Origin of the sequence: Streptomyces sp. S.PNR 29, assembly GCF_030386795.1 — a bacterium.
In the GTDB taxonomy this organism is placed as follows: domain Bacteria; phylum Actinomycetota; class Actinomycetes; order Streptomycetales; family Streptomycetaceae; genus Streptomyces.
Window position 1 is genome coordinate 1 of record NZ_JANUQM010000015.1, and the last position, 22,632, is coordinate 22,632.

The 22,632-nt window shown below is 72.1% G+C and carries 24 protein-coding genes and 1 pseudogene; 12 read left to right on the forward strand and 13 right to left on the reverse strand.

From position 1 onward, the window contains the following. On the reverse strand, nucleotides 1-1,309 hold a 1,309-nt coding region (locus NW895_RS32950; protein WP_289940358.1), incomplete at its 3' end, for an ATP-binding protein. A 401-nt stretch (nucleotides 1,310-1,710) separates the two neighbouring features. On the opposite strand from NW895_RS32950, the gene NW895_RS32955 reads away from it, so the two are divergent. Then, complete coding sequence (locus NW895_RS32955) at nucleotides 1,711-1,947, forward strand: hypothetical protein (RefSeq protein ID WP_289940359.1); 237 nt, start codon at nucleotides 1,711-1,713, stop codon at nucleotides 1,945-1,947. A gap of 91 nt (nucleotides 1,948-2,038) precedes the next feature. Here the strand turns inward: NW895_RS32955 and NW895_RS32960 are convergent, their stop codons facing one another. Beyond that, the gene (locus tag NW895_RS32960; RefSeq protein ID WP_289940360.1) at nucleotides 2,039-2,911 is read right to left on the reverse strand and encodes an alpha/beta fold hydrolase; all 873 of its coding nucleotides are present in this window, start codon (nucleotides 2,909-2,911) and stop codon (nucleotides 2,039-2,041) included. A gap of 96 nt (nucleotides 2,912-3,007) precedes the next feature. Here NW895_RS32960 and NW895_RS32965 point away from each other — a divergent pair, with 96 nt between their 5' ends. Together NW895_RS32965 and NW895_RS32970 are read left to right on the forward strand one after the other, a co-directional pair. Beyond that, nucleotides 3,008-3,421 carry a helix-turn-helix domain-containing protein gene (locus NW895_RS32965; protein ID WP_289940361.1) on the forward strand — a complete coding sequence of 138 codons (414 nt, stop codon included), beginning with the start codon at nucleotides 3,008-3,010 and terminating at the stop codon, nucleotides 3,419-3,421. Nucleotides 3,422-3,521: 100 nt separating this feature from the next. After that, on the forward strand, nucleotides 3,522-5,180 hold the full coding sequence (locus NW895_RS32970; RefSeq protein ID WP_289940363.1) for a catalase: 1,659 nt from the start codon (nucleotides 3,522-3,524) through the stop codon (nucleotides 5,178-5,180). Nucleotides 5,181-5,184: 4 nt separating this feature from the next. On the opposite strand, the gene NW895_RS32975 is transcribed toward NW895_RS32970, so the two are convergent. Then, nucleotides 5,185-6,066 (reverse strand): fructosamine kinase family protein, encoded by an 882-nt coding sequence (locus tag NW895_RS32975; RefSeq protein ID WP_289940364.1) that lies wholly within the window; start codon nucleotides 6,064-6,066, stop codon nucleotides 5,185-5,187. 129 nt (nucleotides 6,067-6,195) lie between these two features. Between NW895_RS32975 and NW895_RS32980 the strand changes: the two genes are divergently transcribed. Further along, nucleotides 6,196-6,519: a hypothetical protein gene (locus tag NW895_RS32980; RefSeq protein ID WP_289940365.1), complete on the forward strand. Its 324-nt coding sequence runs from the start codon at nucleotides 6,196-6,198 to the stop codon at nucleotides 6,517-6,519. Nucleotides 6,520-6,696: 177 nt separating this feature from the next. Beyond that, a complete protein-coding gene (locus NW895_RS32985; protein WP_289940367.1) occupies nucleotides 6,697-7,002 on the forward strand; it encodes a hypothetical protein in 306 nt (101 codons plus the stop codon). Between the two features lie 19 nt (nucleotides 7,003-7,021). Here NW895_RS32985 and NW895_RS32990 read toward each other — a convergent pair whose 3' ends face one another. The 3 genes from NW895_RS32990 to NW895_RS33000 form a co-directional block, all read right to left on the reverse strand. Further along, nucleotides 7,022-7,531 (reverse strand): hypothetical protein, encoded by a 510-nt coding sequence (locus tag NW895_RS32990; RefSeq protein WP_289940368.1) that lies wholly within the window; start codon nucleotides 7,529-7,531, stop codon nucleotides 7,022-7,024. 326 nt (nucleotides 7,532-7,857) lie between these two features. Then, nucleotides 7,858-9,117: an SLC13 family permease gene (locus tag NW895_RS32995; RefSeq protein ID WP_289940660.1), complete on the reverse strand. Its 1,260-nt coding sequence runs from the start codon at nucleotides 9,115-9,117 to the stop codon at nucleotides 7,858-7,860. 142 nt (nucleotides 9,118-9,259) lie between these two features. Next, the gene (locus NW895_RS33000; RefSeq protein ID WP_289940369.1) at nucleotides 9,260-10,549 is read right to left on the reverse strand and encodes a serine/threonine-protein kinase; all 1,290 of its coding nucleotides are present in this window, start codon (nucleotides 10,547-10,549) and stop codon (nucleotides 9,260-9,262) included. 289 nt (nucleotides 10,550-10,838) lie between these two features. Between NW895_RS33000 and NW895_RS33005 the strand changes: the two genes are divergently transcribed. Next, nucleotides 10,839-11,366, forward strand: coding sequence for a hypothetical protein (locus NW895_RS33005; protein WP_289940370.1), 528 nt, complete (start codon nucleotides 10,839-10,841; stop codon nucleotides 11,364-11,366). Nucleotides 11,367-11,815: 449 nt separating this feature from the next. On the opposite strand, the gene NW895_RS33010 is transcribed toward NW895_RS33005, so the two are convergent. Further along, nucleotides 11,816-13,183, reverse strand: a complete 1,368-nt coding sequence (locus NW895_RS33010) for an MFS transporter (RefSeq protein WP_289940371.1) — start codon at nucleotides 13,181-13,183, stop codon at nucleotides 11,816-11,818. Between the two features lie 438 nt (nucleotides 13,184-13,621). Between NW895_RS33010 and NW895_RS33015 the strand changes: the two genes are divergently transcribed. Further along, nucleotides 13,622-14,629, forward strand: a complete 1,008-nt coding sequence (locus NW895_RS33015) for an NAD-dependent epimerase/dehydratase family protein (protein ID WP_289940373.1) — start codon at nucleotides 13,622-13,624, stop codon at nucleotides 14,627-14,629. Then, nucleotides 14,626-15,579, forward strand: coding sequence for a glycosyltransferase family 9 protein (locus NW895_RS33020; protein WP_289940375.1), 954 nt, complete (start codon nucleotides 14,626-14,628; stop codon nucleotides 15,577-15,579). Before NW895_RS33015 ends, NW895_RS33020 begins: the two co-directional genes overlap by 4 nt. Nucleotides 15,580-15,685: 106 nt before the next feature. Here NW895_RS33020 and NW895_RS33025 read toward each other — a convergent pair whose 3' ends face one another. Continuing rightward, nucleotides 15,686-16,249, reverse strand: a complete 564-nt coding sequence (locus NW895_RS33025; RefSeq protein ID WP_289940376.1) for a hemerythrin domain-containing protein — start codon at nucleotides 16,247-16,249, stop codon at nucleotides 15,686-15,688. Nucleotides 16,250-16,467: 218 nt separating this feature from the next. Between NW895_RS33025 and NW895_RS33030 the strand changes: the two genes are divergently transcribed. Then, a complete protein-coding gene (locus tag NW895_RS33030; protein ID WP_289940377.1) occupies nucleotides 16,468-18,111 on the forward strand; it encodes an NAD-dependent malic enzyme in 1,644 nt (547 codons plus the stop codon). A 59-nt stretch (nucleotides 18,112-18,170) separates the two neighbouring features. Here the strand turns inward: NW895_RS33030 and NW895_RS33035 are convergent, their stop codons facing one another. After that, nucleotides 18,171-18,704, reverse strand: a complete 534-nt coding sequence (locus NW895_RS33035; RefSeq protein WP_289940378.1) for a DoxX family protein — start codon at nucleotides 18,702-18,704, stop codon at nucleotides 18,171-18,173. Nucleotides 18,705-18,846: 142 nt separating this feature from the next. Here NW895_RS33035 and NW895_RS33040 point away from each other — a divergent pair. Further along, a pseudogene (locus NW895_RS33040) lies at nucleotides 18,847-18,972 on the forward strand (GNAT family N-acetyltransferase); the annotation flags it as partial. Between the two features lie 12 nt (nucleotides 18,973-18,984). Here NW895_RS33040 and NW895_RS33045 read toward each other — a convergent pair. From NW895_RS33045 to NW895_RS33055, 3 genes are read right to left on the reverse strand one after another with little or no spacing between them, the layout of a single operon-like run. Further along, nucleotides 18,985-19,722, reverse strand: coding sequence for a metallophosphoesterase (locus tag NW895_RS33045; protein ID WP_289940379.1), 738 nt, complete (start codon nucleotides 19,720-19,722; stop codon nucleotides 18,985-18,987). Then, nucleotides 19,719-20,021 (reverse strand): BON domain-containing protein, encoded by a 303-nt coding sequence (locus tag NW895_RS33050; RefSeq protein ID WP_289940380.1) that lies wholly within the window; start codon nucleotides 20,019-20,021, stop codon nucleotides 19,719-19,721. The genes NW895_RS33045 and NW895_RS33050 overlap by 4 nt, the downstream gene beginning before the upstream one ends. Then, nucleotides 20,018-20,704: a nucleotidyltransferase family protein gene (locus NW895_RS33055; protein WP_289940382.1), complete on the reverse strand. Its 687-nt coding sequence runs from the start codon at nucleotides 20,702-20,704 to the stop codon at nucleotides 20,018-20,020. The genes NW895_RS33050 and NW895_RS33055 overlap by 4 nt, the downstream gene beginning before the upstream one ends. A 135-nt stretch (nucleotides 20,705-20,839) precedes the next feature. On the opposite strand from NW895_RS33055, the gene NW895_RS33060 reads away from it, so the two are divergent. Then, the gene (locus NW895_RS33060) at nucleotides 20,840-21,151 is read left to right on the forward strand and encodes a hypothetical protein (protein WP_289940384.1); all 312 of its coding nucleotides are present in this window, start codon (nucleotides 20,840-20,842) and stop codon (nucleotides 21,149-21,151) included. Between the two features lie 132 nt (nucleotides 21,152-21,283). On the opposite strand, the gene NW895_RS33065 is transcribed toward NW895_RS33060, so the two are convergent. Next, the gene (locus NW895_RS33065) at nucleotides 21,284-21,976 is read right to left on the reverse strand and encodes a GAF and ANTAR domain-containing protein (RefSeq protein WP_289940386.1); all 693 of its coding nucleotides are present in this window, start codon (nucleotides 21,974-21,976) and stop codon (nucleotides 21,284-21,286) included. A gap of 164 nt (nucleotides 21,977-22,140) precedes the next feature. Between NW895_RS33065 and NW895_RS33070 the strand changes: the two genes are divergently transcribed. Next, a complete protein-coding gene (locus tag NW895_RS33070; protein ID WP_289940387.1) occupies nucleotides 22,141-22,554 on the forward strand; it encodes an SRPBCC family protein in 414 nt (137 codons plus the stop codon). Nucleotides 22,555-22,632: the final 78 nt, after the last annotated feature.

A 22,632-nucleotide genomic window follows, 5' to 3' on the forward strand; every position in this document is an offset into this window, starting at 1 on the left:
CGGGTGGCTCGGCCGGGGCGGCCGGGGCGGTGGCCCGGCCGCGGCGCCGGCGCTGGGGCAGCCCTCCGGCGTCGCGCGGCCCGCGGTGGCCCGATCCGGCGGCGGAGGCGTCGGATTCCTGCTCGGCTCCGTAACCGTGGGTGGAGGAGGGAGCGTCGGTCTCGTCCCGTACGGTGCCGGACGGGGCGGACGCCGGCTGCGGCGCGGCGGTCGCGGCCCTCTCCTCCCGCAGGGCCCTGCGCGTCGGGCGTGGGGCGCTGGCCGCCGGCGGCTTCTCCTCGGGGTCGAGATGGGTCAGAAGGTGGCTGTCGACTCTGACCACCGCACGCACCCCGCCGTACGGGGACGGGGACGACACGTCCACACCCAGGTCGAACTGCCGGGTGAGCTGGCCGATGGCGGCGAGGCCCATGCGCGGCGGATCGCCGAGGTCGGTGAGCAGGATCGGTTCGGAACCGGCCACCAGCCGCTGGGCGCGCGCCCGTTCGTCCTCCGTCATACCCAGGCCGGCGTCGTCGATGGTGACGCAGACGCCGTGGTGGACATGTTCCAGGTTGACCACGACGTCGGTGTCGGGCGCCGAGTGCCGCAGCGCGTTGTCGAGGAGCTCGGCGACGATGATCGCGACCGGCTCGACGGCGTGCGACATGAGCGCGGTGCCCGCCTTGAGGTGGTTGTGGACCCGCACCCGGTGGTAGCCCGCGAGCCGTGCCTGACCGCCTGTCACCGCGTCCACCAGGTGGGAGTCCTCCCGGGCGAGCCCCACCCAGGCTCCGCACACGACCGCGGCCACCTGCGCCCGGCGCAGCGACTGCTCGTTCTCGTGGTCCAGTGCGAACAGGGTCTGCGCCAACTCGGGATCGTCGAACCGCTGCTGCAGACCTCGAAGCGCGTCCTGCAACCGGTACAGGGCCGCCTGGATCTCCCGTGTGGCGCCACGCATCCCGGCCTGTGCGGCCGCGTCGATCCGGGTGTGCTGCGCGACCAGCTCGGTGCGCAGCTGCTGCAGGACCTTCTCCAGTGCCTCGCCGAGTTGCGAGTCGGCGGTCAGCGGCTGCAGCGGACCCGGCACGGTGAGGTGGGGGTGGGCCAGCTGACGGGCGGCGGCGGGTATCCGGCGCGTCGCAAGATGCTCGACCTCCGCCGCGACCGCCCGCCGTAAGCCGTCGAGCCGGGTGCGCAACGTGGCCAACTCCTCGCGTTGCGCGGCCCGTTGGCGTCGTGATCGCAGTAGCCCGCCGCCGAGGGCAAGCGCGGACAGCGTGCCGGCCGCGAGACCGCCGGCCACCAGGTCCGGTAGTTCGATCATCGAATCGGTTCCAAGGGAATCGGTTCCAGGGGGAGAGGGGCAGGGTGGGCTCCGAGACCCCGGTGACGAGGTGCTCGCAGCACAGTACACACCGTCATCGACCGCTCTCGCGCGAGTGAGCGACACTTCGCTTCGAAAGTGACCGGTCTCTCTTCGATTCTGCGTGGACTGTCTGAATTGGCGTGAGGTAAAGGGGAGTTGAGGAGGAGAAGGAGCTTCCATGCTGACGCGATATGTCGCAATTGAGCAGTCTTGGCCGGTATCGTCCCGGTCGTCCCGTCCCAGGCTGTGTGCCTTGCTGAAGGGCGGGTACCCGTCCGGCGCTGAAGGGGTCCGCTGCCCGGGCGCCGCGGGGCCCGGCCCATGTGGACCCGGACGAGTACCGCGACTAGGAGGCTCGCATGACCAGTAGCACGGAGACCGGCGGTGTGACCGGCACCCGCGACAAGAACTACGACCTGATCTGGTACGTCGAGTCGTGCCTGGAGAACGCGCTGCGCCTGGAGACCTACATCCAGGACGCCGAGCGCGACAACGACTCCCAGCTCGCGGAGCTGTTCCGCAAGGCTCAGGCGGACAGCCGCAAGGGCGCCGAACTGGGCAAGGAACTCCTCCGTACACGGCTGAACGGCGGCTGAGCGCGACTCACCCGGAAGGCCCGGACACCGTGACGAGACCGGTGTCCGGGCGCGTTCGGACACAGACGGGGCGGGGTCGCACCGACGACGGCTAGCTGATCGGCGGCGTCGCCACGGTCGTGCGGGCGCGGTGCCCATCTCTGAGGAACGGGCGGAGCAGCCCGAGCAGGGCGTCCGGGCGGTGCAGCGGGATGATGTGGCCGCAGTCCTCGACGAGACGGCCGGTGAGGTCGTCGGCGAAGGGGCGGAGCTGGTGCTCCAGGGCCGTGCCGACGGGATGCGAGCCCACCGTCATCACCGGAACCGTCAGCCGTGACGTGGCGACCGCCTGCTGGATCTGCGCGGCACTGAGAGGCAGAGCCCGGTAGTACGAGAAGGCGCACCGCAGGGCCTCGCGGCCGGTGTAGGCGCGCGTGAACGCGTCCCGTATCACCGGGCGTACGCCTTCCCCGAGCGTGCCCGCGTCGAGGAACCAGTCGACGTAGCGGTCCTCGTCGCCGTCCAGGACGCTCTCCGCGAGACCGGGAGCGGAGTGGAAGCCGAACCACCACGGGGCGCCGTCCGCGAGAAAGGTCTCGGCGCCGGGGAGCCTGCCGAGCAGGGACTCCATGAGCACCAGCCGCCGCACGAGGCCGGGACGGCGCATCGCGAGGAGAAAGGCGGGCGGGGTGCCTGCGTCGATGCCCACCACGGCGGCCGGGGACTCACCGAGCGCTTCCAGCAGAGCTGCGGCGTCGTCGGCCAGGGAGCCCGCGTCATAGCCGGACTCCGCCCGGTCGCTCGCCCCGAACCCGCGCAGATCCGGCGCGATCAACCGGTACTCGTCGCACAGGCCCGCCATGACGTCGGTCCACAACTCCCAGGTGTGCGGGAAGCCGTGCAGAAGCAGCACGGCGGGCCCCCGGCCGGCCAGGGCCACGTTGAGTTCGACGCCGTTGACGGGGACGCGGCGCAGCTCGGTCACAGATCCTCCTGTGGTAACCAAAAGTGACAACCGCACGCTAGGTGACTAGCCTGGTGGGGCCAAGAAGGCACTTTCTCCTCAGGTGGTGAGCTCCAGGTGACCCCGGTGCGGCGCGGCGACCTTTTCGACCCCGAGTGTCCGACCCGTCGTCTGCTGGACCGTATCGGCACCAAATGGACCTCGATGGCGGTCAAGGTGCTGGCCGAGGCGTCCCCGGAAGAGGTCCGTTTCGCCGACCTGCGCAGACGTATGCCGGGGATCTCACAGAAGATGCTCTCCGCCACCCTCCAAAGCCTCGTCCGGGACGGCCTGGCCGCTCGCCGTGTCGAGCCGACGGTGCCCCCGCGCGTGCACTACCGGCTCACCGAACTGGGCCTGTCCCTCGAAGGCCCCCTGGCAGCGCTGCGGACCTGGGCCGAACGTCACATGCCGGAGATCGAGCGCAACAACCGTCTCGACGAGGCAGCGGAACCCACGGGCCCGGTCGGCACCGCCGCTGACGCGTCGTGAGCCCGCGTGCGGGTCGGCCTCGCGTGTGACTTACCCCGCCTCATCGGGTACTCGGGCTGCCTCGCCTGACGGCAGACACGAGTCCAAGGAGCCCATGAAGATGACGGACGTATCGAGCCAGGGTCCCGCCCCGGGCGACGACCGCAAGGTGCTCACGAACCGGCAGGGCCACCCGGTCTACGACAACCAGAACCAGCGCACGGTCGGCGCCCGCGGCCCCGCCACGCTGGAGAACTACCAGTTCCTGGAGAAGATCAGCCACTTCGACCGGGAACGCATCCCCGAGCGCGTCGTCCACGCCCGTGGCGTGACCGCGTACGGGTTCTTCGAGGCCTACGGCACCTGGGGCGACGAGCCGATCGACCGCTACACCCGGGCCAAGCTGTTCCAGGAGCGGGGCAAGCGCACCGACGTCGCCGTCCGGTTCTCCACCGTCATCGGCGGACGCGACTCCTCCGAGGCGGCCCGGGACCCCCGGGGTTTCGCGGTGAAGTTCTACACCGAGGACGGCAACTGGGACCTCGTCGGCAACAACCTCGGAGTCTTCTTCATCCGGGACGCCATCAAGTTCCCGGACGTCATCCACGCCCTGAAGCCCGACCCGGTGACGTTCGAACAGCAGCCCCGCCGCATCTTCGACTTCATGTCGCAGACGCCCGAGGCGATGCACATGCTGGTCAACCTGTTCAGCCCGCGTGGCATACCGGCCGACTACCGCCACATGCAGGGCTTCGGCGTCAACACCTACAAGTGGGTCAACGCCGAGGGCCGCACCGTCCTCGTCAAGTACCACTGGATGCCCAAGCAGGGCGTGCGCAGCATGACCGAGGAGGATGCCGCGAACGTCCAGGCAGAGTCCCTGGGACACGCCACCAAGGACCTGTACGAGGCGGTCGCACGCGGCGACTGCCCCGAGTGGGAACTCCTGGTCCAGATGATGGACGACCACGAGCACCCGGAGCTCGACTTCGATCCGCTGGACGACACCAAGACCTGGCCGGAACAGGAGTTCCCGCCGAAGCCGGTCGGCCGGATGGTGCTCGACCGGATGCCGCAGGACTTCTTCGCCGAGAACGAGCAGATCTCCTTCGGCACCGGTGTACTCGTCGACGGCCTGGACTTCTCCGACGACAAGATGCTCGTCGGCCGCACCTTCTCCTACAGCGACACCCAGCGCTACCGGGTCGGCCCCAACTACCTGCAGCTCCCCGTCAACCAGGCCAAGAACGCCGATGTCCGCACCAACCAGCGCGACGGCGCGATGACGTACCACGTGGACGGCGCGGGGGAGAACCCCGACGTCAACTACGAACCCTCGATCAGGGGCGGTCTGCGGGAGTCGGAATACCCGACCCACGACGAGCAGGGACCGGAGATCCGGGGGCGGCTGACCCGCAAACGCATCCCCCGCACCAACGACTACCTGCAGGCCGGTCAGCGCTACCTGCTGCTGGAGGACTGGGAGCGCGAGGACCTGGTGAAGAACTTCGTCACCCTGCTGTCGCAGTGCGACCGGCCGGTGCAGGAACGCATGGTGTGGCACTTCCTCCTGGTCGAGAACGACCTGGGACTGAGGGTCGGCGAGGGCCTGGGCATCAGCCCCGAGGACGTCGCCGGGCTGGAACCGCTGGCCAGTCAGGACCTCACGGACGAGGACCGCAAGCGCCTGTCCAACCTGGGCAAGAACCCGCCGCGCGACGTGGAGGGCCTCACCATGACCCACTGCGTCCCCGACGAACGGCACGTCGTGACCCGCTGAACGGTCACTGGGCCAGAGCCGCCCGGGCCACCGCGAGGGCCTGTTCGGCATAGCCGCGGCCGAACAGCACCGCGTGCACCAGCAGTGGGAACAGCTGGTGCACGCCGACCCGCTCGGCCCAGCCGTCGGCGAGCGGCGCGGCCTCCTGGTAGCCCTCCAGCACCCGGTCCAGATGGGGACAGCCGAAGAGGTGAAGCATCGCCAGGTCGGTCTCCCGGTGCCCGCCGTGCGCGGCCGGGTCGATCAGCCACACCTCGCCGTCGGCGCCCCACAGCACGTTGCCGTTCCACAGGTCGCCGTGCAGGCGGGCGGGCGGCTCGTCCGGCCCCGCCAGCTCGGGCAGCCGCTCGCAGACCTGCTCGACGACACCGGCCTCGGCGGCGCGGACAGTGCGGTCGTCGACCGCGCGGCGCAGATACGGCAGCACCCGGTGCTCGGCGTACCAGTGCGGCCAGTCGCTCCCCCGGGCGTTGCGCATCGGGGCCAGCCCGATGTACGCGTCCTCGGGACCACCGGGCGGTGCGGCGCCGAACGCGGGCGCACCGGCGGCGTGCAGCGCGGCCAGCTCCCGGCCGAACCGCGTCGCCGCCGCAGCGCCGGGCCGGCCCCCGGGCACCCGGTCGACGACCAGCCAGTGCGGGTCGTCGCCGTGCACGGCCGGAACGCGCACCGCGCCGGCGTCGGCGAGCCAGCGCAGCCCCGCCGCCTCGGCCCGTACCGCACCGTCGCCCTCGGCCCGCTTGGCCATCACCACCCGGCCGTCGTCGAGGGTCACTTCGGCGAGCGTCGAGGACAGCCGGCGCTCGCCGGTCACCGCCCGCCCGGTGAGACGTGCCGCGGCGGCCCCCGGTCCCTCGCCGTCCGCAGAGCCTGGAGATGAGGTCATGACATGCACGGCGACCAGGGTACGGCCCTGCCACCGACCGGCGGACGGCCGGGCGCCGCTCCCGCCGACCCGGTGAAAAATCCGCCGCACGCCGATCGAACACCCCGGCACCGGGGGAGCAGTGGGATCATGACGAGTTCACCCTTCCACCGCACCATCACCCTGCCGGCCTCCGTCTGCGAACAGGCCGCACAGCACCTGGAGCACGCCGTGCAACGGGCCATCGACGGAGCCGCAACTCCCTGGCGTGCCTTCCGCGGAGCCGACAGCAGCAACTTCGCGCTCTCCGTCTCCGTCGTCGAACAGGCCGCCGCCTGCCTGCTGGTGCTGGCCGCCGAAAGCGCCCAGACCCTGCGGCCCTCCGCCCTGCGCGCCGTCATCAGTGTCGCCCTGCACCTGCGGGACGCCGCCAACGCCGCCCACCAGCCGGCCCTCACCAGCGGCCCGTGGTGACTGCGGCCGTGACCTTCCGAGCCGGCGCCCCTGCGCGCTGACGGCGCGGCCGGTACGGCAGGCCGCCACGCTTGTCGGATAACCGCATGCCCCCGAACGAGGGACATCACCTCATCCGATGCGGGGCATGACGGGCGCCGGGCGTACCACCACGTCCGCGGCCGCGTTGCAGGGAGCATGAAGTGGACAGTCACCGCCGGGTGCCTCCTCCTGAAGGCCGAGGGGCAACCGGCACGGTATGGAGAACCCTTCGCAGCGCCGCACGGGGATCCGCCCATCTACGCCGCCCTCGTCACGGAGTGGCAGGACGTCGGCCGGATGGTCCCGGGCGCGCGGGACGCGCAGTGGACCGTCCTCACCTCCGTCGGCCCCGCCACGACCGGGTCGTACGGGTACTCGGCCGCACAGCCCCGCTACGGCGGTTGGGACGGTGCCGTCGACCTGCCCCCGGAACGACGGACGGACCTGATCCCCGTTCACTGAGCGGCACGGCAACCGGTACTCAGCCGGGCCCGTCACCGCTGTGGGCCCGGAGCCCGGCGGCGGGCCCGCCGCAGGTCGGGCACCGGCCCCTCGCACTGGCCTGCGCGGCGAGCGTACCGAGCGCCTGCTGCAACGCCAGCTCCACCGCCGACGGCACGAACAGGGTGCCCGTGCCGTCGGGCGGAACCAGCCAGCGCAGCCGTCCCGCGGCCCGGTGCGGTGCGGGCACCGCGATCCACGCCTCCTGGCCCAAGTACCGGATGTCCGAGCCGATCCAGTGGCCGGCCGGATCCGGCGGCAGGAAGAAGCCCACCCGTCGGGAGCCGGCGTCGGCGAGCGCGGGACCGGGCGCCTGCGGACCGCACAGCAGCGCGTCGAGAGCCAGCACACCCAGCTCCTCCGGCACGCTCAGCACGTCCCAGAAGCGTCCGCAGGCCAGCACCGCGACCCCGGACTCCGAATGCCACTGACGCTTGCAGGCCCGTGGATCGGTTGCGGCGGCGGCGAGCCACTCCGTGGCCTGCCGCATGACTCCTCGCATGGTGTCCCTCCGCTCGGTCGGCCCGTGCCGACGAGAGGCACCATCGTTGTGGATATTTCTATGGCGCGGAAGGGGTGGCGAACCGTGGCGAATAGCTCCGTAATGTTCGCTCGGAGAGCAGGTGTTCCCCCGGTTGCGGACGGCGCTGCGACGCCGTGAGGGCACTCGTGCAGTGGGGCCGGCGCTCCAGGGCGCCGCGGATGACGTGGGCGGCGCTTCGGTGGCACCCGTTCCGCAAGGACCCGTTGGAACCGCTGGTCAGGACCGCGCGGGGACTGGACTACGGTGCCGGCCGGCGGGACGGCACCGGGTGGTCAGATGCCGACGGCGTGCAGTGTGCCCCAGAGCGCCACGGTGGAGGCCAGGAGGGTGGCCGGTACGGTCACCAGACCGAGCCGGGTGAAGTCGCCGAGCTCCGCCCGGGTGCCGTGGTGGAGCAGGATGCGCCGCCACAGCAGGGTGGCCAGTGAGCCGACGTAGGTCAGGTTGGGGCCCAGGTTCACGCCGATCAGCACCGCGAGGACCGGGCCGGGGCCGGCTGCCGCGGTCAGGGGGATCAGGGCCAGGACGGCCGGCAGGTTGTTGATGACGTTGGCGAGCACCGCTGCCACCACCGTCACACCCAGCAGCGCCGGCAGCGAGTCCCCCTCCGGCAGCAGACGTGAGAGCCCGGTGGCCAGGCCCCCCGCCACCACGCCCTTCACCACGACACCCAGCGCCAGGACGAACAGACAGAACAGCGGGGAGGCGGCGCCGATCAGCTCCCGGGGCGTGGTGCGGCGCCGCGCCAGCGCCCGCGCCCCGAGCACCACGACACCGCCGAGCGCCGCCCACGCGGGCTCCAGTCCGGCGAGGGAGGCCACGGCGAACCCGGCGAGCGTGAACGCCAGAACGACGAGCGTGAAGACAGGCACGTCCGGGCCCTTCTCCGGGATGCCGGGTGCGGCGGGCGCGGCGAGGTCGGTGCGGAAGAAGCGGCGGAAGACGGCGTACTCGACGGCGATCGAGGCCAGCCACGGCAGGGCCATCACGGCGGCGAACCGGGTGAAGGACAGCCCGCTGGCGGTGAACGCCAGCAGATTGGTCAGGTTGGAGACCGGCAGCAGCAGGGAGGCGGAGTTCGCCAGGTGCGCGGTGGCGTACACATGCGGACGTGCCGTCGCGCCCGCGCGGGCCGCCGTGGCGAAGACCACCGGGGTGAGCAGGACGACCGTGGCGTCCAGGCTGAGCACGGCCGTGATCGCCGAGGCCACGGCGAACACGCCGGCCAGCAGCCGCCGTGGACTGCCGCCGCACCAGCGGGCGACGGCCGCCCCGGCGGCCTCGAACAGCCCCTCCTGGGCGCACAGGTGCGCCAGTACCAGCACCAGGGCCAGAAAGCCCACGACCGGCAGCAGACTCCGGGTCTGTTCCCAGGCCTCGTGCGGCGAGACGGCGCCCACCGCCACGGCCAGCACGGCGGCGGGTACGGCGGCCACGGCCTCGGGCCACCCCCGCGGGCGTACGACGGCGAAGCCCAGCACGCCCAGCAGCAGGGCGACCGAGACGGTCTCGGGGACGACGGTGGTACTCAGCGGACTTCCTCCAGCACCGGGACGGACGGCACCGTCTGATCGACAACGCCCCAGGGTCCCATCCACGGGTAAGTCCTGGATCAGGGGCATGGGATCGGCGCCCGCGCTCGTGTGCCCCGTCCCCGGTGCTTCCGGCTCCCGGTCAGTCGTCGCCCTCGTCGTCGCCTTCCTCGTCAGCGTTCTGTGTGGAGGAGGGCGTGGCCGACGGCGCGCCGCCGCCCGTGGTCGACGATGGTGACGTGGACGGGCTCGCGGGCGTGGACGGCCTTGCCGACGTCGACGGGCTCCCGGACGGGGATGGCCTCACCCGTGTGGACGGGCTGGTCGGCGTCGCCGCGTCCGCGGGCGCCGGCGAACCCTCGGGCGGGGGGCTGGCGGACGCGGACGGCTCGGCCTGCGGGCGCTGCGAGCCCGTGTCGGGCCCGAACCAGGCCAGGCCGGCCACCAGTGCCGCGACGAACACGGCCACGGCACCCACCACGGCCACCAGGCGGGACCCGCGGGCGTACGACTGCTGCCGGCGCCGCGCCGCGGCACGGTGCACGGTCGTTCTCCACTCCGCGTCCGTCACCGAGGCGGCACGGCCCTGGTCCGGCTGTTCCCGTGGCAGGGGATCCGATGCCCCCCGCCAGGCTCCGCGCCCGAACCAGTCCGCCACGTCGTCGGCCGTGGGCCGGTCCTCGGGCCGCTTGGCCAGAAGACCGAGCAGATAGTTCTCGAAGGCGTGCGGGAGGTCGGCGCCGAGCTGCCGGGGCGGCACGGGAGAGGCGTCGAGATGCTGGTGGAGGACCGCCAGCGGGCTGTCGGCATGGAACGGCGGGTGGCCGGTGAGGAGCTGGTAGAGCACACAGCCCAGCGCGTACACGTCCGAGGCCGGTCCGGCGGGATGGCCCAGGGCGCGCTCGGGTGCCAGATAGAGGCTGGTGCCGATGATCTGCCCGGTCGCGGTGAGCGCGGCGCCGGGGTCGTCGAGGAAGCGGGCGATGCCGAAGTCGCCGATCTTCAGTGTGCCGTCGGCGTCCAGCAGGAGGTTGGCCGGCTTGATGTCGCGGTGCACGATGCCCTGCCGGTGAGCGGCGGCCAGCCCGGCAGCCGCCTCCCCGGCGATGCGGGCCACCCGCTCGGCGGGCAGTGCGCCGCTGCGGGCGAGCACACTGGCGAGGCTGTCGCCCTCCACCAGCTCCATCACCAGGAACAGACGGTCCTCGTGCTCGCCGAAGTCGCGCACGCCGACCACATGCGGATGGGCGAGCCGGCCGGCGGTCTGCGCCTCTAAACGGAAACGGGACGTGGCGGTGGGATCCGAGTCCTGGGGGAGCAGGAGTTTCACCGCCACGGGTCTGCCGAGCGTCTCGTCGAAGGCCCGCCAGACCTCGCCCATCGCGCCCCGCCCGATCGCGTCCTGCAGCCGGTACCGGCCCGCTATCAGCACCTGTGTCTCTTCCTCATGCAGTGGTACGTCCGACTCGACCGCCGCGGGCCGGACCTCACCACGTCGACGCAGGTGAGGTGGGGGGAGCCGCAGCCGCCTCAGACTACCGGTCCTTGATCACCTCGGTGGGCGCTTTGCGACGCCGGGCAGCGCCGCCCCGCCGTGGCCGGGCGGATGTGGCCGAAGCCACGCATCGGAGGAGGGCCGGGCCATGTCCCGCGCCGGGTGCCGCGGGCTACGGTTTTCGCAGTCTCCTTGTCCCGACGAACGCAGCTCGGACGGCCCTGCAGTGCAAGCAGATCTCTCCCCGGTCATAGCGGCGACCGCCCAATGGCTGACCTGTGCCTACCCCTCCAGCGGCGGCGCGCTGGCCTCCGCCCTGTGCGAGGTGCAGGCGCGGCAGGCCGTGACGGTCGCGGCGTGGCTGCGGTACCCGACGCCGATGGACGCCGCCCTGGTCGGGATGGCGGGGCCCGGAGGCTCCGCTCGGCTCGACTGGATCACCGGCGCGGACGGTGCCGCGGACGATCACACGGACGGGCAGGCCTGGCGTACCTGGGTCGACGAGGTCGTCGCCAGCTGGGCGGCCAGCCTCCTCACCGACCCGGAACTCGCCGTCCTCGCGGTGGCCGCGGTCGCCGAGGGCGAGCACACGACCGGTACGCCGTCCACGTTCCGGCGTCTGGTCACACCCGATGAGAGCGACCGCCGCGCGGCGGCGCTCCTGCGCCACCCCGACCTCCTGGCACCGGTGGCCGAACTGCACCACGCGCAGCTGCTCGACCGTCTGAACCCGGGGCAGGCGCTGACCGCCTGAGGCGGGGCCGGGACACGACCGCCCGACCGGGACAGGCCTCACTTCCTGAGCCGGTACGGAGGCAGCCCAGGCCCGAGACAACACCTCCCGCCTCGCCGGTCCGGCAGGGGCGGCACCGCTCGGACGCCGTCCAGCGGATGCTCGACACGTGACCCGAATCGCCGCCGAACCGGCCCGCAGCGGGCGCGGGAGGTACCGAGGCGAGGTACGGGCTCGGCTCGGCTGCGGGCCGTACCGGCTGGGGGCGGGCCGAGCGGTACGACTCGACTCCGAGGGGAGCGGTACCAGGCACCCGGCCACGCCGACACCAGCCGGTCCCGAGCCGAGCGGCACGGTCCCACCCCCGGGCCGAACGAAACCGCCCCCCACGCCGACCCGAAACGGCCCGACGCCGAGCCGAGTGAAGGCCCCGCGTCGAGCCGGTGCAGGCTGCGCGCCCGGCGCCCTGCTCAGGCCGCCGTGCTCAGCGCCGCCTTGCCCGTCACATCGCCCTCCTCGGTGCGCAGCACCACCGTCGTCGTGGACCTGCGTTCGCGCAGGAGGTAGCCCGCGCCGATGGAGCCGGCGATGATCAGGCCCCCGGTCACCAGGGCGCCGCGCGCGCCCGCCAGCTCCATCAGGAGGCCGAGCGCAGGCGGCCCGCCGAGGCTCCACACCGTGCCGATGCTGCCCCACACGCCGAGCACCCGGCCCCGCAGATGAGCGGGCGGATCGGTCTGGAGGACGGCCGTACCGGCGGTGTCGGAGACGGACTCCACCACGGCCATGGGCAGCACGAGCACCAGCAGCACCGCCAGCGACGGCGACAGCCCGGCGACGACCTGGAGGAGCGCGCCCGAGGCCGCCAGGAGACCCACGACCCGTACGGAGGGCCGCCGCAGCCGGGCGCCCAGGAGCGCACCGAGGATGCCGCCGACGGCGAGCACGGTGGAGACCGTCCCGAACGCTCCGGCACCGCCCGCGAGAGGTCCGGTCACCAGCACGGCCAAGGTGAGGCCGTAGTTGCGCCCGAAGACCGCGCTGACCCCGGTGACACCGGCCAGCGCGAGCAGCCGGGGCCGCCGCACGAAGAACGCCAGACCCTGGCGCACGGTCATGTCGGCTCCCTCGCGCCCCCGCCCGGTGGCGGACCGCACACCGGCCCCGGCGCCCTTGACCGCCCCGTACGCAGGGCGGAGGAACGGGATGACGGAGGCCACGAACAGGAACGACAGCCCGTTGGCGGCGTACGCGGCCGCCGTGCCGAGGAAACCGACCGTCACTCCGGCCAGCGCGGCACCCACGAGCCGCCCCGCCTGGTGCACCAGCGCGCCCACTCCGATGGCGGAGGGCACGTCCTCCACGGGGACGAGGTCGTTGCCCAGCAGAGCACACGCCGGACCGTCCACGGTGGCGATGACGCCGGTCACGGCCGCCAGCACCATCAGCGAGGTCATGTCGAGCCGGTCCAGCGCGACCAGGGTCGCCGTGGTGAACGCGACCGCCCCGAGCAGGGCCTGGCTGACGGCGGCCGTCAGCTTCCGCGGCCAGCGGTCGACGGCCGCACCGCCGAGCACGCTGATGAGCAGGGCGGGCGCGGCCTGGACGGACATGGACAGCCCCGTCGCGGCGGCGGAGCCGGTGATCTGGAGGACCAGCAGGTTCTGCACCGTCAGCTGCATCCACGTGCCGGCGTTCGACACGAAGTTCGCGACGGACCACCAGCGCATGCTGCGGTGCCTCAGGGACCGCCAGGGCGAGCGGGACCCACCCTTGGGCGGCGCGGAGGCGGGTTCGGGCGCAGGAGCGGGCAGGGCAGGGGAAGGCGAGGAAGACACAGTGCGCTACTCGAAGACGGGTCGAAGGACCCAGAAGGGGAAGACGACGGGAGCGAGGAACGCCGGCTGCGCTGCGCGGCCGCTCCACTGAGCCGGTTGTACGGCGCGGACCATGGTGGCAGAAGGGACCGCCGAGTCGATGACGGCTCACTTCGCCGCACCCGCGCCCGGAGGCCAACACCGAAACCCGCAAGGGAGTTGGCACAGCGAGTGTGCTTGATCACAGCGTCCGCCGACTCCGGCGCCCACCCCGACCGGCGTGACGACGGCCACAGCGAGACCCCCTCCGCACCGGCTCCCGCCACGTTCACCCAGACGTCAGATCGCAGCCTGTCACCTGGGTGGCGGACGAAGTAGACATCAGGGAATGAAAGCGACTCGGTGGGGCACCCGGGGTCCGTCGTCAGCGCTGTCTTTCGGGGAAGGAAGGTCGTCCTCATGGTGCCGATGACGACGTTCACCATGAACGCCGATGCACGAGCCCCCTGGGGCCGCGCCCTGGTGACCGGCGGCGCGGGCTTCCTCGGCTCGCACCTGTGCACGCGGCTGCTCGATTCAGACGTCGAAGTCGACTGCGTGGACAACCTCTCGACCGGACGGGCCGAGAAGGTGGCGCACCTGGCAGGACGCCCCGGCTTCCGGTTCCTGGAGCGCGACATCGCCGACGCCGACAGCGTGGACGCCCTCACCGGCCCGTACGACCTGGTCCTGCATCTGGCGGGCCCCACGGCACCGGCCGACGGGCCGGAACGCCCCCGGGAGGTCCTGGACGCGGGCAGCCTCGGCACCCGCAACGCGCTCACGGTCGCCGACCGGGACGGCGCCAGGTTCCTGCTCGCCTCCTCGCCCGAGGCCCACGGGGACGACTCCTGGGACGGCACCGACCCGGTCGTCCCGTACAGCGCGTACTGCGAGGCCACACGGTTCTCCGAAGCGCTGGTCGCCGCCCACGCCGGTGACGGCAGCAACGCCGGAATCGTCCGCCTGTTCACCGCGTACGGGCCCCGGATGCGGACCGACGACGGCCGGATGATCTCCACCTGCATCGAGCAGGCCCTGTCCGGCGGGCCGGTCACCGTGCCCGGCGACGGCGGCCGGAGGCTCTCCCTGTGCTACGTCGACGACATGGTCGACGGTGTACTGCTGCTGGCCGCCAGCCGGTCGGTGCGGCCGGTCGACATCGGCGGCGACGAGGAGACGACGGCCGAGCAGATCGCCCGCCGGGTGATCGACCTGACCGGCTCCGAGGCGCCGCTGACGTTCGTCGACGGGCCCGACGGCCCGTTGGGACGGGGCGCGCCCGACACCGGCTTCGCCCACGAACTCTTCGGCTGGACGCAGCGCGTCCCCTGGGAGGAGGGCCTCGAACGCACCCTCGCCTCCTTCACCGCCCCGCCCGAACGCACCCCGGCGGTCGTGGGACGCGGAGGGGAGTGGCCGGCGTGAAGGCGCTCGTCGCCCGCCCGGGCGGATTCGGAGACGTCCTCCTGACCGGCCCGGCCGTCCGGGCCGTGGCGACGCGGGCCACCCGGGTGACGATGCTCTGCGAGGCCGACGGCGCGGCCGCCGCCCGGCTGCTTCCCCACGTCGACGACGTGGTGGTGTGGGACACGCCCCAGGACGGCACCGACCCGCCGGCCGAGGACACGGACACGGACACCGAGAGCGTGATCCGGCGCCTGCGGAACGAGGCGTACGACGTCGCCCTCGTCCTCACCTCGGACGGGCGGTGCCCCCTGCCCACGGCAGAGCTGCTGCGCAGGGCGCGGGTGGGCCGTGTCGTCGCCGACGGTACGGCCCGGGCCGGCGGCCTCCTCCCCGAGGACCGTCACCGGCTCCCGCCCGGCCGGCACGAGGCCGAGGCGGCGCTCGACACGGCCACCGCCCTGGGCTTCGCCCTCAGGGCCGGGGACGACGGACGGCTGCGTGTGCTGCCGGCGCCCGACACCGCGACCCTCACCGGCAACGGCCCGTACGTCGTCGTCCACCCCGGATCCGGCGGTCCGGCAGACGCCTGGGACCCCGAGCGCTGGGCGGAGGCCGTCGCCCTGCTCGCCGACGCCGGTCACCGCGTCGTCGTCACCGGCGCACCGGAGGAGGCCGCCCTGACCCGCCGTGTCGGCGGTGACACGGCCGTCGACCTCGGCGGCCGTACGACCCCCCGGACACTGGCCGGCGTGTTGCGGTCCGCCGACGTCCTGGTCGCCGGCGACACCGGTCCCGCCCATCTCGCCGCGGCGGTCGGCACACCGGTCGTCTCGCTGTTCTCCGCCGCGGTGAAGCCGGCGGAGCACGGGGCGCCCTACCGGGTGCCCACGGTTCCCCTCGGCGAGCAGGGCCTGGCAAGGGTCACCGAGCAGGACGTGGTCAGGGCCGTGCGGAAGCTGCTCTGCTGAAGGCCGGCAGGTGAAACGGCAGACGAAAGGCCCGTCGCCATGGCGACGGGCCTTTCGCCCGGGTGCGGCGCGGGCGCCCTGCCGGGCGCCCCCGGCGGGGGAGCCGTCATTCCGACTTGCCGCGCCCCGTCAGGGCGTCGCGCAACCGGTCGACCATCCCGGCACCCGGTGCCAGCAGCTTGTTCATCGGCGGCTTGTCCGGGGCGGACGGGTGCGGCCGGGTCGGGGCCATCTTCTTCGCCTGCCGGACCTTGTCGCCCAGCTCGTTGAGCGCCTCCGGCGAGCAGGCCTCGCGGAGCATGGGGAAGAGGTTCTCCTCCTCGTCGGCGACGTGCGAGCGAATCTCGTTCATCAGCATGCCGATGAGCCGGTCGAACTCCCGGTCCTCGGCGTCGCAGCTCTCCAGGTCCTTCATGAGCTGCTCGGCCCTGGAGTGGTCGTCGATCTCCTTGTCGGCCACGGCGTTCCCGTTCGGCAGATACTCGCGCACGGCCGGGTAGAGGTACTCCTCCTCCGCCACCGAGTGCCGTACCAGCTCCATCGTGGCCTGGTCGGCGTACATCTTGCGGTCCTTGTGTCCGGGCGGCAGCCCCTCGATCTTGCCGAAGAGCTCCTCGACCTCCCGGTGATCGGTCACCAACTCGTCGATGACGTTTCCACCGTGTCCCATGTCTTTCACCTCCAGCCAGGTCGTGGCGGCCTGGAAACCGGTCCGCCACGAGCGTCGAGTCCCCCCGCCCTCAGTGGACTAACGTCGCTTCAGTCGTCCGGCCCACCTGTGGACACCCGACCACACGCGGTCCGCCGCCGCCCGTCCGACTACTCCTTCCGGTTTGTGACCATGTGCGCCGGGCACCCGCAGGCCGGAGCCGAGCGGAGGGAGCACGTATGGCCTCGCGCCGCACACAGTCCGGCGGTCGCGCCCTGCTGGCGGACCCGTTGCGGAACAAGGGAGTCGCCTTCACCCAGGAGGAACGGGAGCGCCACGGACTGGTCGGCATGCTGCCGCCCGGCGTGCTCTCCCTGGAGCGGCAGGCGCGGCGCGCCTGGGAGCAGCTGGCGGCCCAGCCCGACGACCTCGCGAAGAACGTGTACCTGGAGCAGCTCCACGACCGTAACGAGGTGCTGTACCACCGGCTGCTCACCGACCACCTGACCGAACTGCTGCCCATCGTCTACGACCCCACCGTCGGCGAGGCCATCAAGCGGTACAGCCACGAGTACCGACGCCCACGCGGCGTCTACCTCTCCGTCGACCGTCCCGAGGACGTCCGTCCCGCCTTCGAGGCGCTCGGCCTCGGCCCGGACGACGTGGACCTGGTGGTCGCGACGGACGCCGAGCAGATCCTCGGCATCGGGGACTGGGGCGTCGGCGGCATGCAGATCTCGGTCGGCAAGCTCGCCGTGTACACGGCCGCCGCCGGTATCGATCCCGCCCGCGCGGTGCCGGTGGTGCTCGACGTCGGCACCGACAACCAGGCGCTGCTCAACGACCCGCTCTACGTCGGCAACCGGCACAGCCGCGTACGCGGCGAACGGTACGACGCCCTGGTCGCCGCGTACGTCGAGACCGTGAACGACCTGTTCCCGCACGCGCTGCTGCACTGGGAGGACTTCGGGCCCGGCAACGGGCGGCGCCTGCTGGAGAGGTACGGCGAGAAGGTCTGCACGTTCAACGACGACATGCAGGGGACCGGTGCCATCACCCTCGCCTGCGTGAGGAACGCGGCCCGGGTCAGCGGCACTCCGCTGCGTGACCAGCGCCTGGTCGTCTTCGGCGCCGGTACCGCCGGGGTGGGCATCGCCGATCAGCTGCGTGACGCCATGGTCCGCGACGGCCTGGACCGCGACGAGGCCACCCGGCGCATCTGGTGCGTCGACCGTCAGGGACTGCTGCGCGAGTCCACTCCCGGCTTGCGGGACTACCAACAGCCGTACGCCCGCCCCGACAAGGAGTGGCGCGACGACGGGCCGATCGGGCTCCAGGCCGTGGTCGACCGGGTCCGTCCGACGGTGCTGGTCGGCACCTCCACCGTGCGCGGCGCCTTCACCGAGGACGTGGTGCGCTCCATGGCCGGGCACGTCGAACGACCGGTCGTGCTGCCCCTGTCCAATCCCACCGAGAAGATCGAGGCCATGCCCGAGGACATCCTGCGATGGACCGACGGCAAGGCCCTCGTGGCCGCCGGCATCCCGCTGCCGCCGGTGGAACTGGACGGCACCACCCATGTCATCGGCCAGGCCAACAACGCGCTCATCTACCCCGGTCTGGGGCTCGGCGCGATCGTGGCCCGGGCGAGCAGGGTCACGGACGGCATGCTCCAGGCCGCGGCGGAGGCCGTGGCAGGGCTGGCCGACCTGGGGGAGCCCGGAGCCTCACTCCTGCCCCAGGTCGAGAACCTGCGCATCTCCTCCGCCACGGTCGCGACCGCCGTCGCACGCCGGGCAGCCGACGACGGCGTCGCCCGCGCCCGGCTGGACGACGTCATCCAGCAGGTGCAGGACGCCATGTGGGAGCCCGAGTACACCTGAGGCGCCCCACTGGACACTCAGCACCGGATGCTCAGCACCGGATGCTCAGCACTGGACGTTCAGCCACCCAGCTTCGCCTTGATGCCCCCGGCTGCCGCCGCCGGGCGGGCCGTCGCACGGACCGTGCGGCTCACCAGGTGCGCGTCCCGCCGCAGGTCCGTGGCGGCGTGGTGGCCGCGCCACCGCAGTGACGGCTTGCCGGCGGTGTCGTCGGCTGTGATCAGCAGGCCGCCCAGCATGGAGAGGTTCTTCAGGAAGTGGATGCGCTGCTGGGTGCGCTCGGAGGGGTCGTCCGCCTCCCAGAAGCGATGGGCCGCCAGCGTGGTGGGTACCAGCGTCGCGGCGATGGCCAGGGCGGACAGTCGCGGAAGGCGGCCGATCCCGAGGAGCGCGCCGGCCACCACCTGTACGGCGCCGTTGAGCTGCACCAGCTGTTCCGTGCGGTCCGGCAGCGCATCCACCCGTTCGGTCACGGGGCGTACCACGGGCTCGGCGACCGGGGACACGTCTTCGGGATGGCGAAGGGACTCCAGCCCGCCGGCGACGAACATCGAGGCGAGCATGGGGCGGCCGGTCACACGCAGAAGACTCATGACGCTCTCCAGAGGTGTTGTGCTCTACAGAGGGTCACCGGGTTCCCCACCCCCTCCGGGCCAATCGAACGCCCGCGCACCTCTTGACCCTGTATGGATCACGCACATAGCGTTCCGCCGCTAGGCAGTGGTTGAAACCGGCATGGCGACGGCGAACACACCGGCCAGGGCCTTCTACGACCGTATGGGCTTCCACGAGATCCACGTACCGGACCCCGGATCGGCCAGCTACCTCGGACGTACGGCGGGCGATCTCGACCGGCTGTGAGGGCCCGGCCGGTCAGACGGGCTGCTCGGCGGTGTGCAGCTGGTACACGCTGAACGCCTGGCGGATGACCGGCTGCGCCACATTGCGCACCCGGACGCCGCCGGCCGTCATGCCGTGCTCGGAACCCATGTGGGCATGGCCGTGGACGGCGAGGTCCGCACCGGCCGTGTCGATCGCCTCGGCCAGCAGGTAGCTGCCGAGGAACGGGTAGATCTCCAGTGGCTCCCCGGCAAGGGTGTCGGCCACGGGCGAGAAGTGGGTGAGCGCCACCCGTACCTCGCAGCCCTGCCGGTCCAGGCCCTCCAGCGCGGCCCGCAGAGCGTCCGCACTGCGCCGCGTGGTGCGGACGAACTCCTTCATCAGCGGCTCGCCGAACTCCCCGGCGCAGCGGCCGACGAACCCGCCCCCGAAGCCCTTGGTGCCGGCGACGCCGACGCGCGTGCCCGCGCAGTCCACGACCGTCGCCTCGCCCTCCAGGACCGTCACGCCGGCGTCCCGGAGGATGGCGGCGACCTTCTCGGGCTGCTCGTCGTGGTGGTCGTGGTTGCCCAGCACCGCCACGACCGGCACCGGCAGACCACGCACCTCCCGCGCCACCACCCGCGCCTCCTCCGGGGTGCCGTGACGGGTGAGGTCCCCGGCGAGCAGCAGCAGGTCGGCGCAGTCGGGCAGGGTGTCGAACGCGGGCCGCAACAGCCCTTGGCTGTCGGGCCCCATGTGGATGTCACCCACAGCGGCGACGCGGATCATGACAGCTCCTCCGCATGGTCGGGAGAGGTCGTCTCTGCCACCACGATGTCGGTGTGCACGGTGAGCCCGGCCAGTTCCTCGTGGACGGTCCGCAGCACGGTCTCGCGGCACTGCGCGGAGGGGACCGTACCGGTGAGCACCACCGCTCCGGCCCGGACCTCGGCCCGTACGCCCAGTTCACCGAGCTCCTCCGCGGCGAGCCGGTCGTGGAGGTGGGCGACGCGGTACTCGATGTTCCCAGGGGCGTTCTCTGGGGCGTGTCCTGCCGCGTCTTCCCGTCGCGCGGCCGGGTCGCTCATCGCTTTTCCTCCTTCGCCGGAATGATCTCCAGCCGTTCCAGGATGAAGAAGAACGCGGCGGGCATCGGGGCGTCCCCGCAGGCCCGGCGTACCGCGTCCCAGTCGATCTTCTCCCGCAACGTGCGGGCGATCGGGAGCACCGCCCCGAAGTCGCAGTGGTGCTCCGAGAAGGCCGCCAGCAGGCTGTGCATGAGGTCGGTCGGCGAGAGCACCGGCATGAGCACCGAGTCGACCGACAGCTCCTCGGCGCGCGACAGGAGTTCCGTGGAGACGGGCTCGTGCGCCAGCTCGAAGATGAGGTCGACCTGCTGCCCGAAACAGTTGGCCTTCAGCAGCCAGTCCTCCGGGGGCGTGTAGACCGTCAGGCCGGCCTCGCGCAGCGTGTCCGCGACGCTTTCCGCGTCCTCGGGCCTGATACAGAAGTCGACGTCGTGCTGGAGATTCTGGGTGCCGCCGTGGGCGTACACGGCGACACTGCCCGCCAGTGCGAACGCGTGCTCGTTCCGCTTCAGGATCGACCCCACCTGTTTGGCGGCCTGCAGGATCGCCTGGTTGCGGTCGAGGGGGAGATCCCCTTCCCGTACGTCGTTCTGGGGGACGAGCTCGGGATCGCCCGCGGCCAGACGGAGCTCGGGAACGCCGGCGCGCTGGTCGAGAGCGCGGTCGTCGGCGTGCTGCGTCATTGCTGCCCCCTTCTTCGGCGCCAGGGACCGTTTCGAAGCCCAGTGACCGTGAACCCTCGGGTACCCGGTGCGTCCCCGTCGACACGAGTCCGTCCGGGTGTACGTTCCCCACCGGATTCCGGGAACTCGCACGTCATGAACAGCAAGGACATGCAGCAGCGGATGTCCTCCGACGAGCGCCGGACCGTGGAACGGCTGGTGTCGGCGTGGCTGGAGGAGACCGGACGGCACGACAGCGCCGCGGCCCGCGAGGCCCGCACCGGCTGGGAACGGGGCTCACTGTCGGACCGGTCCGCCGAGGATCTGGCCACCTGGGTCACCGCCCGGGTCACGGACACCGCGTTCAACGAGGACGAAGGCCCGCAGACCGAGGGCCCCGTCCGGATCACCCCGTCGGACAAGGACACCGTTCATGGCTGGCTGAGGTCACAGGGACACACGGTGTGACCTTTTCGTACCGCCTGAACAGGGAACTCCGTGAGCCAGGCCGGGTACGGCGGCGTATCCCCAGGGGACCGGCCCGGCCAGGTTCTCCCGGTTCGGAGCATGTGCCGGGAGAACCGCCCTGTGTACGGGCGTTCACCGCGACGGGCTGCCGGTCTCGCAGACGCGGCGGGCGATGTCCCGCAGCTTGGTGTTGGTCTTCTGGGAGTGGGTCCGCAGGATGTCGAAGGCCTGCTCCTCGGTGATGTTGTGCCGGCCCATCAGGATGCCCATCGCCTCACCGATCATGTGCCGGGTGTTGATGGCCTCCCGCAGCTGGGCGTCGCTCCGGGCGCTGGCGAAGGCGACCGCGGCATGGGAGGCCAGCAGCCAGCCCGCTGTCTCACTGGCCTCGGTGAAGGCGCCGGGTGACCGGGAGTACAGGTTCAGCGCGCCCAGTTCCTCCTCCCGGGTGTAGAGCAGGAACCCCATCATGCTGCCCAGCCCGAGCTCACGGGCGTGGGGCACGAAGGCCGGCCAGCGCAGGGCCTCCTCGGTGAAGTCGGGGATGCGGAAGACACGCTCGCCGTACTCGGGCCGCGCGGCGTCGAAGCACGGACCTTCCCGCAGCTGCCCCTGCAGCCGGTCGCTCTCCACCACCAGCTCATCGGTGGGCGCCAGCGAGTGCACCTTCTCACCGTCGAGGATGAGGATGCCGGCCGCGTCGCAGCCCTCCACCAGCTGCACCGCCGAGTCAGTGATCCGTTCCAGCGTGGCGCCCAGTGTCTCCTGCGCCAGAAGATCGCGGGCCATGGACGCCATCTGCTGCGCGAACACCCGCCAGTCCATGTGCCGCCTCCACCACCCGACCGTCCCACAGAACACGGCCCATGGTGGCACGCCTCGCCCGGCGAGGCCCTTTCTCCATCGCCGTACGGCGTCCCGGGTTCGGCTCCCGCAGACCGGGCACACGTCCCGTCGCACGACACCGAACCGAGGGGAGTGGTGCCACCATGACCGAGTACGAGCGTTCCCGCACCATGCCCGCGCAACCCGAGCACGTGTTCGATCAGGCTGCCAATGTCAGCCGGCTGGACACCTGGATGCCGGAGGACCTGCATGTCCACGCCGAGGATCCGCCCGCGGTCACTGTGCACGAGGACCACACCGACGAGGACACCCCCGCCCTGCTGCGTGCCCGGCCCGAGCAGTTGCGCCTCGAATGGGGCACCCGCGAACAGGGCAGCTACACCGGCTGGCTCCAGGTCGCCGGTCTCGGCAGCGGAGCCAGCGAGGTGACGGTGCACCTGTCGTTCATCGACGACAGCCACGACCCGGGCCGGCAGACGGTGGACGACGCCCTCGACACCAGCCTGCGGCGCCTGGAGGAGCAGGTGCGGCTGCGCGTGGAGAACACGGCGGGCTGATCCACCGACGCAGTTTTCCCCCTCCTCGCCCGGGTACCCCGCCGGTGTCTTGAGATCCGGCAACCCGACGAGGAGGGA

Bases quoted from the DNA above. Each gene is read 5' to 3' on its own strand.
- NW895_RS32955 (WP_289940359.1), top strand. From the start codon at position 1,711: ATGACCAGTAGCACGGAGACCGGCGGTGTGACCGGCACCCGCGACAAG.
- NW895_RS33045 (WP_289940379.1), bottom strand. From the start codon at position 19,722: ATGATCCGCGTCGCCGCTGTGGGTGACATCCACATGGGGCCCGACAGC.
- NW895_RS33055 (WP_289940382.1), bottom strand. From the start codon at position 20,704: ATGACGCAGCACGCCGACGACCGCGCTCTCGACCAGCGCGCCGGCGTT.
- NW895_RS33030 (WP_289940377.1), top strand. From the start codon at position 16,468: ATGGCCTCGCGCCGCACACAGTCCGGCGGTCGCGCCCTGCTGGCGGAC.
- NW895_RS32980 (WP_289940365.1), top strand. From the start codon at position 6,196: ATGACGAGTTCACCCTTCCACCGCACCATCACCCTGCCGGCCTCCGTC.
- NW895_RS33065 (WP_289940386.1), bottom strand. From the start codon at position 21,976: ATGGACTGGCGGGTGTTCGCGCAGCAGATGGCGTCCATGGCCCGCGAT.
- NW895_RS33025 (WP_289940376.1), bottom strand. From the start codon at position 16,249: ATGGGACACGGTGGAAACGTCATCGACGAGTTGGTGACCGATCACCGG.
- NW895_RS32975 (WP_289940364.1), bottom strand. From the start codon at position 6,066: ATGACCTCATCTCCAGGCTCTGCGGACGGCGAGGGACCGGGGGCCGCC.
- NW895_RS33035 (WP_289940378.1), bottom strand. From the start codon at position 18,704: ATGAGTCTTCTGCGTGTGACCGGCCGCCCCATGCTCGCCTCGATGTTC.
- NW895_RS32990 (WP_289940368.1), bottom strand. From the start codon at position 7,531: ATGCGGCAGGCCACGGAGTGGCTCGCCGCCGCCGCAACCGATCCACGG.
- NW895_RS32970 (WP_289940363.1), top strand. From the start codon at position 3,522: ATGACGGACGTATCGAGCCAGGGTCCCGCCCCGGGCGACGACCGCAAG.
- NW895_RS33060 (WP_289940384.1), top strand. From the start codon at position 20,840: ATGAACAGCAAGGACATGCAGCAGCGGATGTCCTCCGACGAGCGCCGG.
- NW895_RS33015 (WP_289940373.1), top strand. From the start codon at position 13,622: ATGGTGCCGATGACGACGTTCACCATGAACGCCGATGCACGAGCCCCC.
- NW895_RS33050 (WP_289940380.1), bottom strand. From the start codon at position 20,021: ATGAGCGACCCGGCCGCGCGACGGGAAGACGCGGCAGGACACGCCCCA.
- NW895_RS32985 (WP_289940367.1), top strand. From the start codon at position 6,697: ATGAAGTGGACAGTCACCGCCGGGTGCCTCCTCCTGAAGGCCGAGGGG.
- NW895_RS33070 (WP_289940387.1), top strand. From the start codon at position 22,141: ATGACCGAGTACGAGCGTTCCCGCACCATGCCCGCGCAACCCGAGCAC.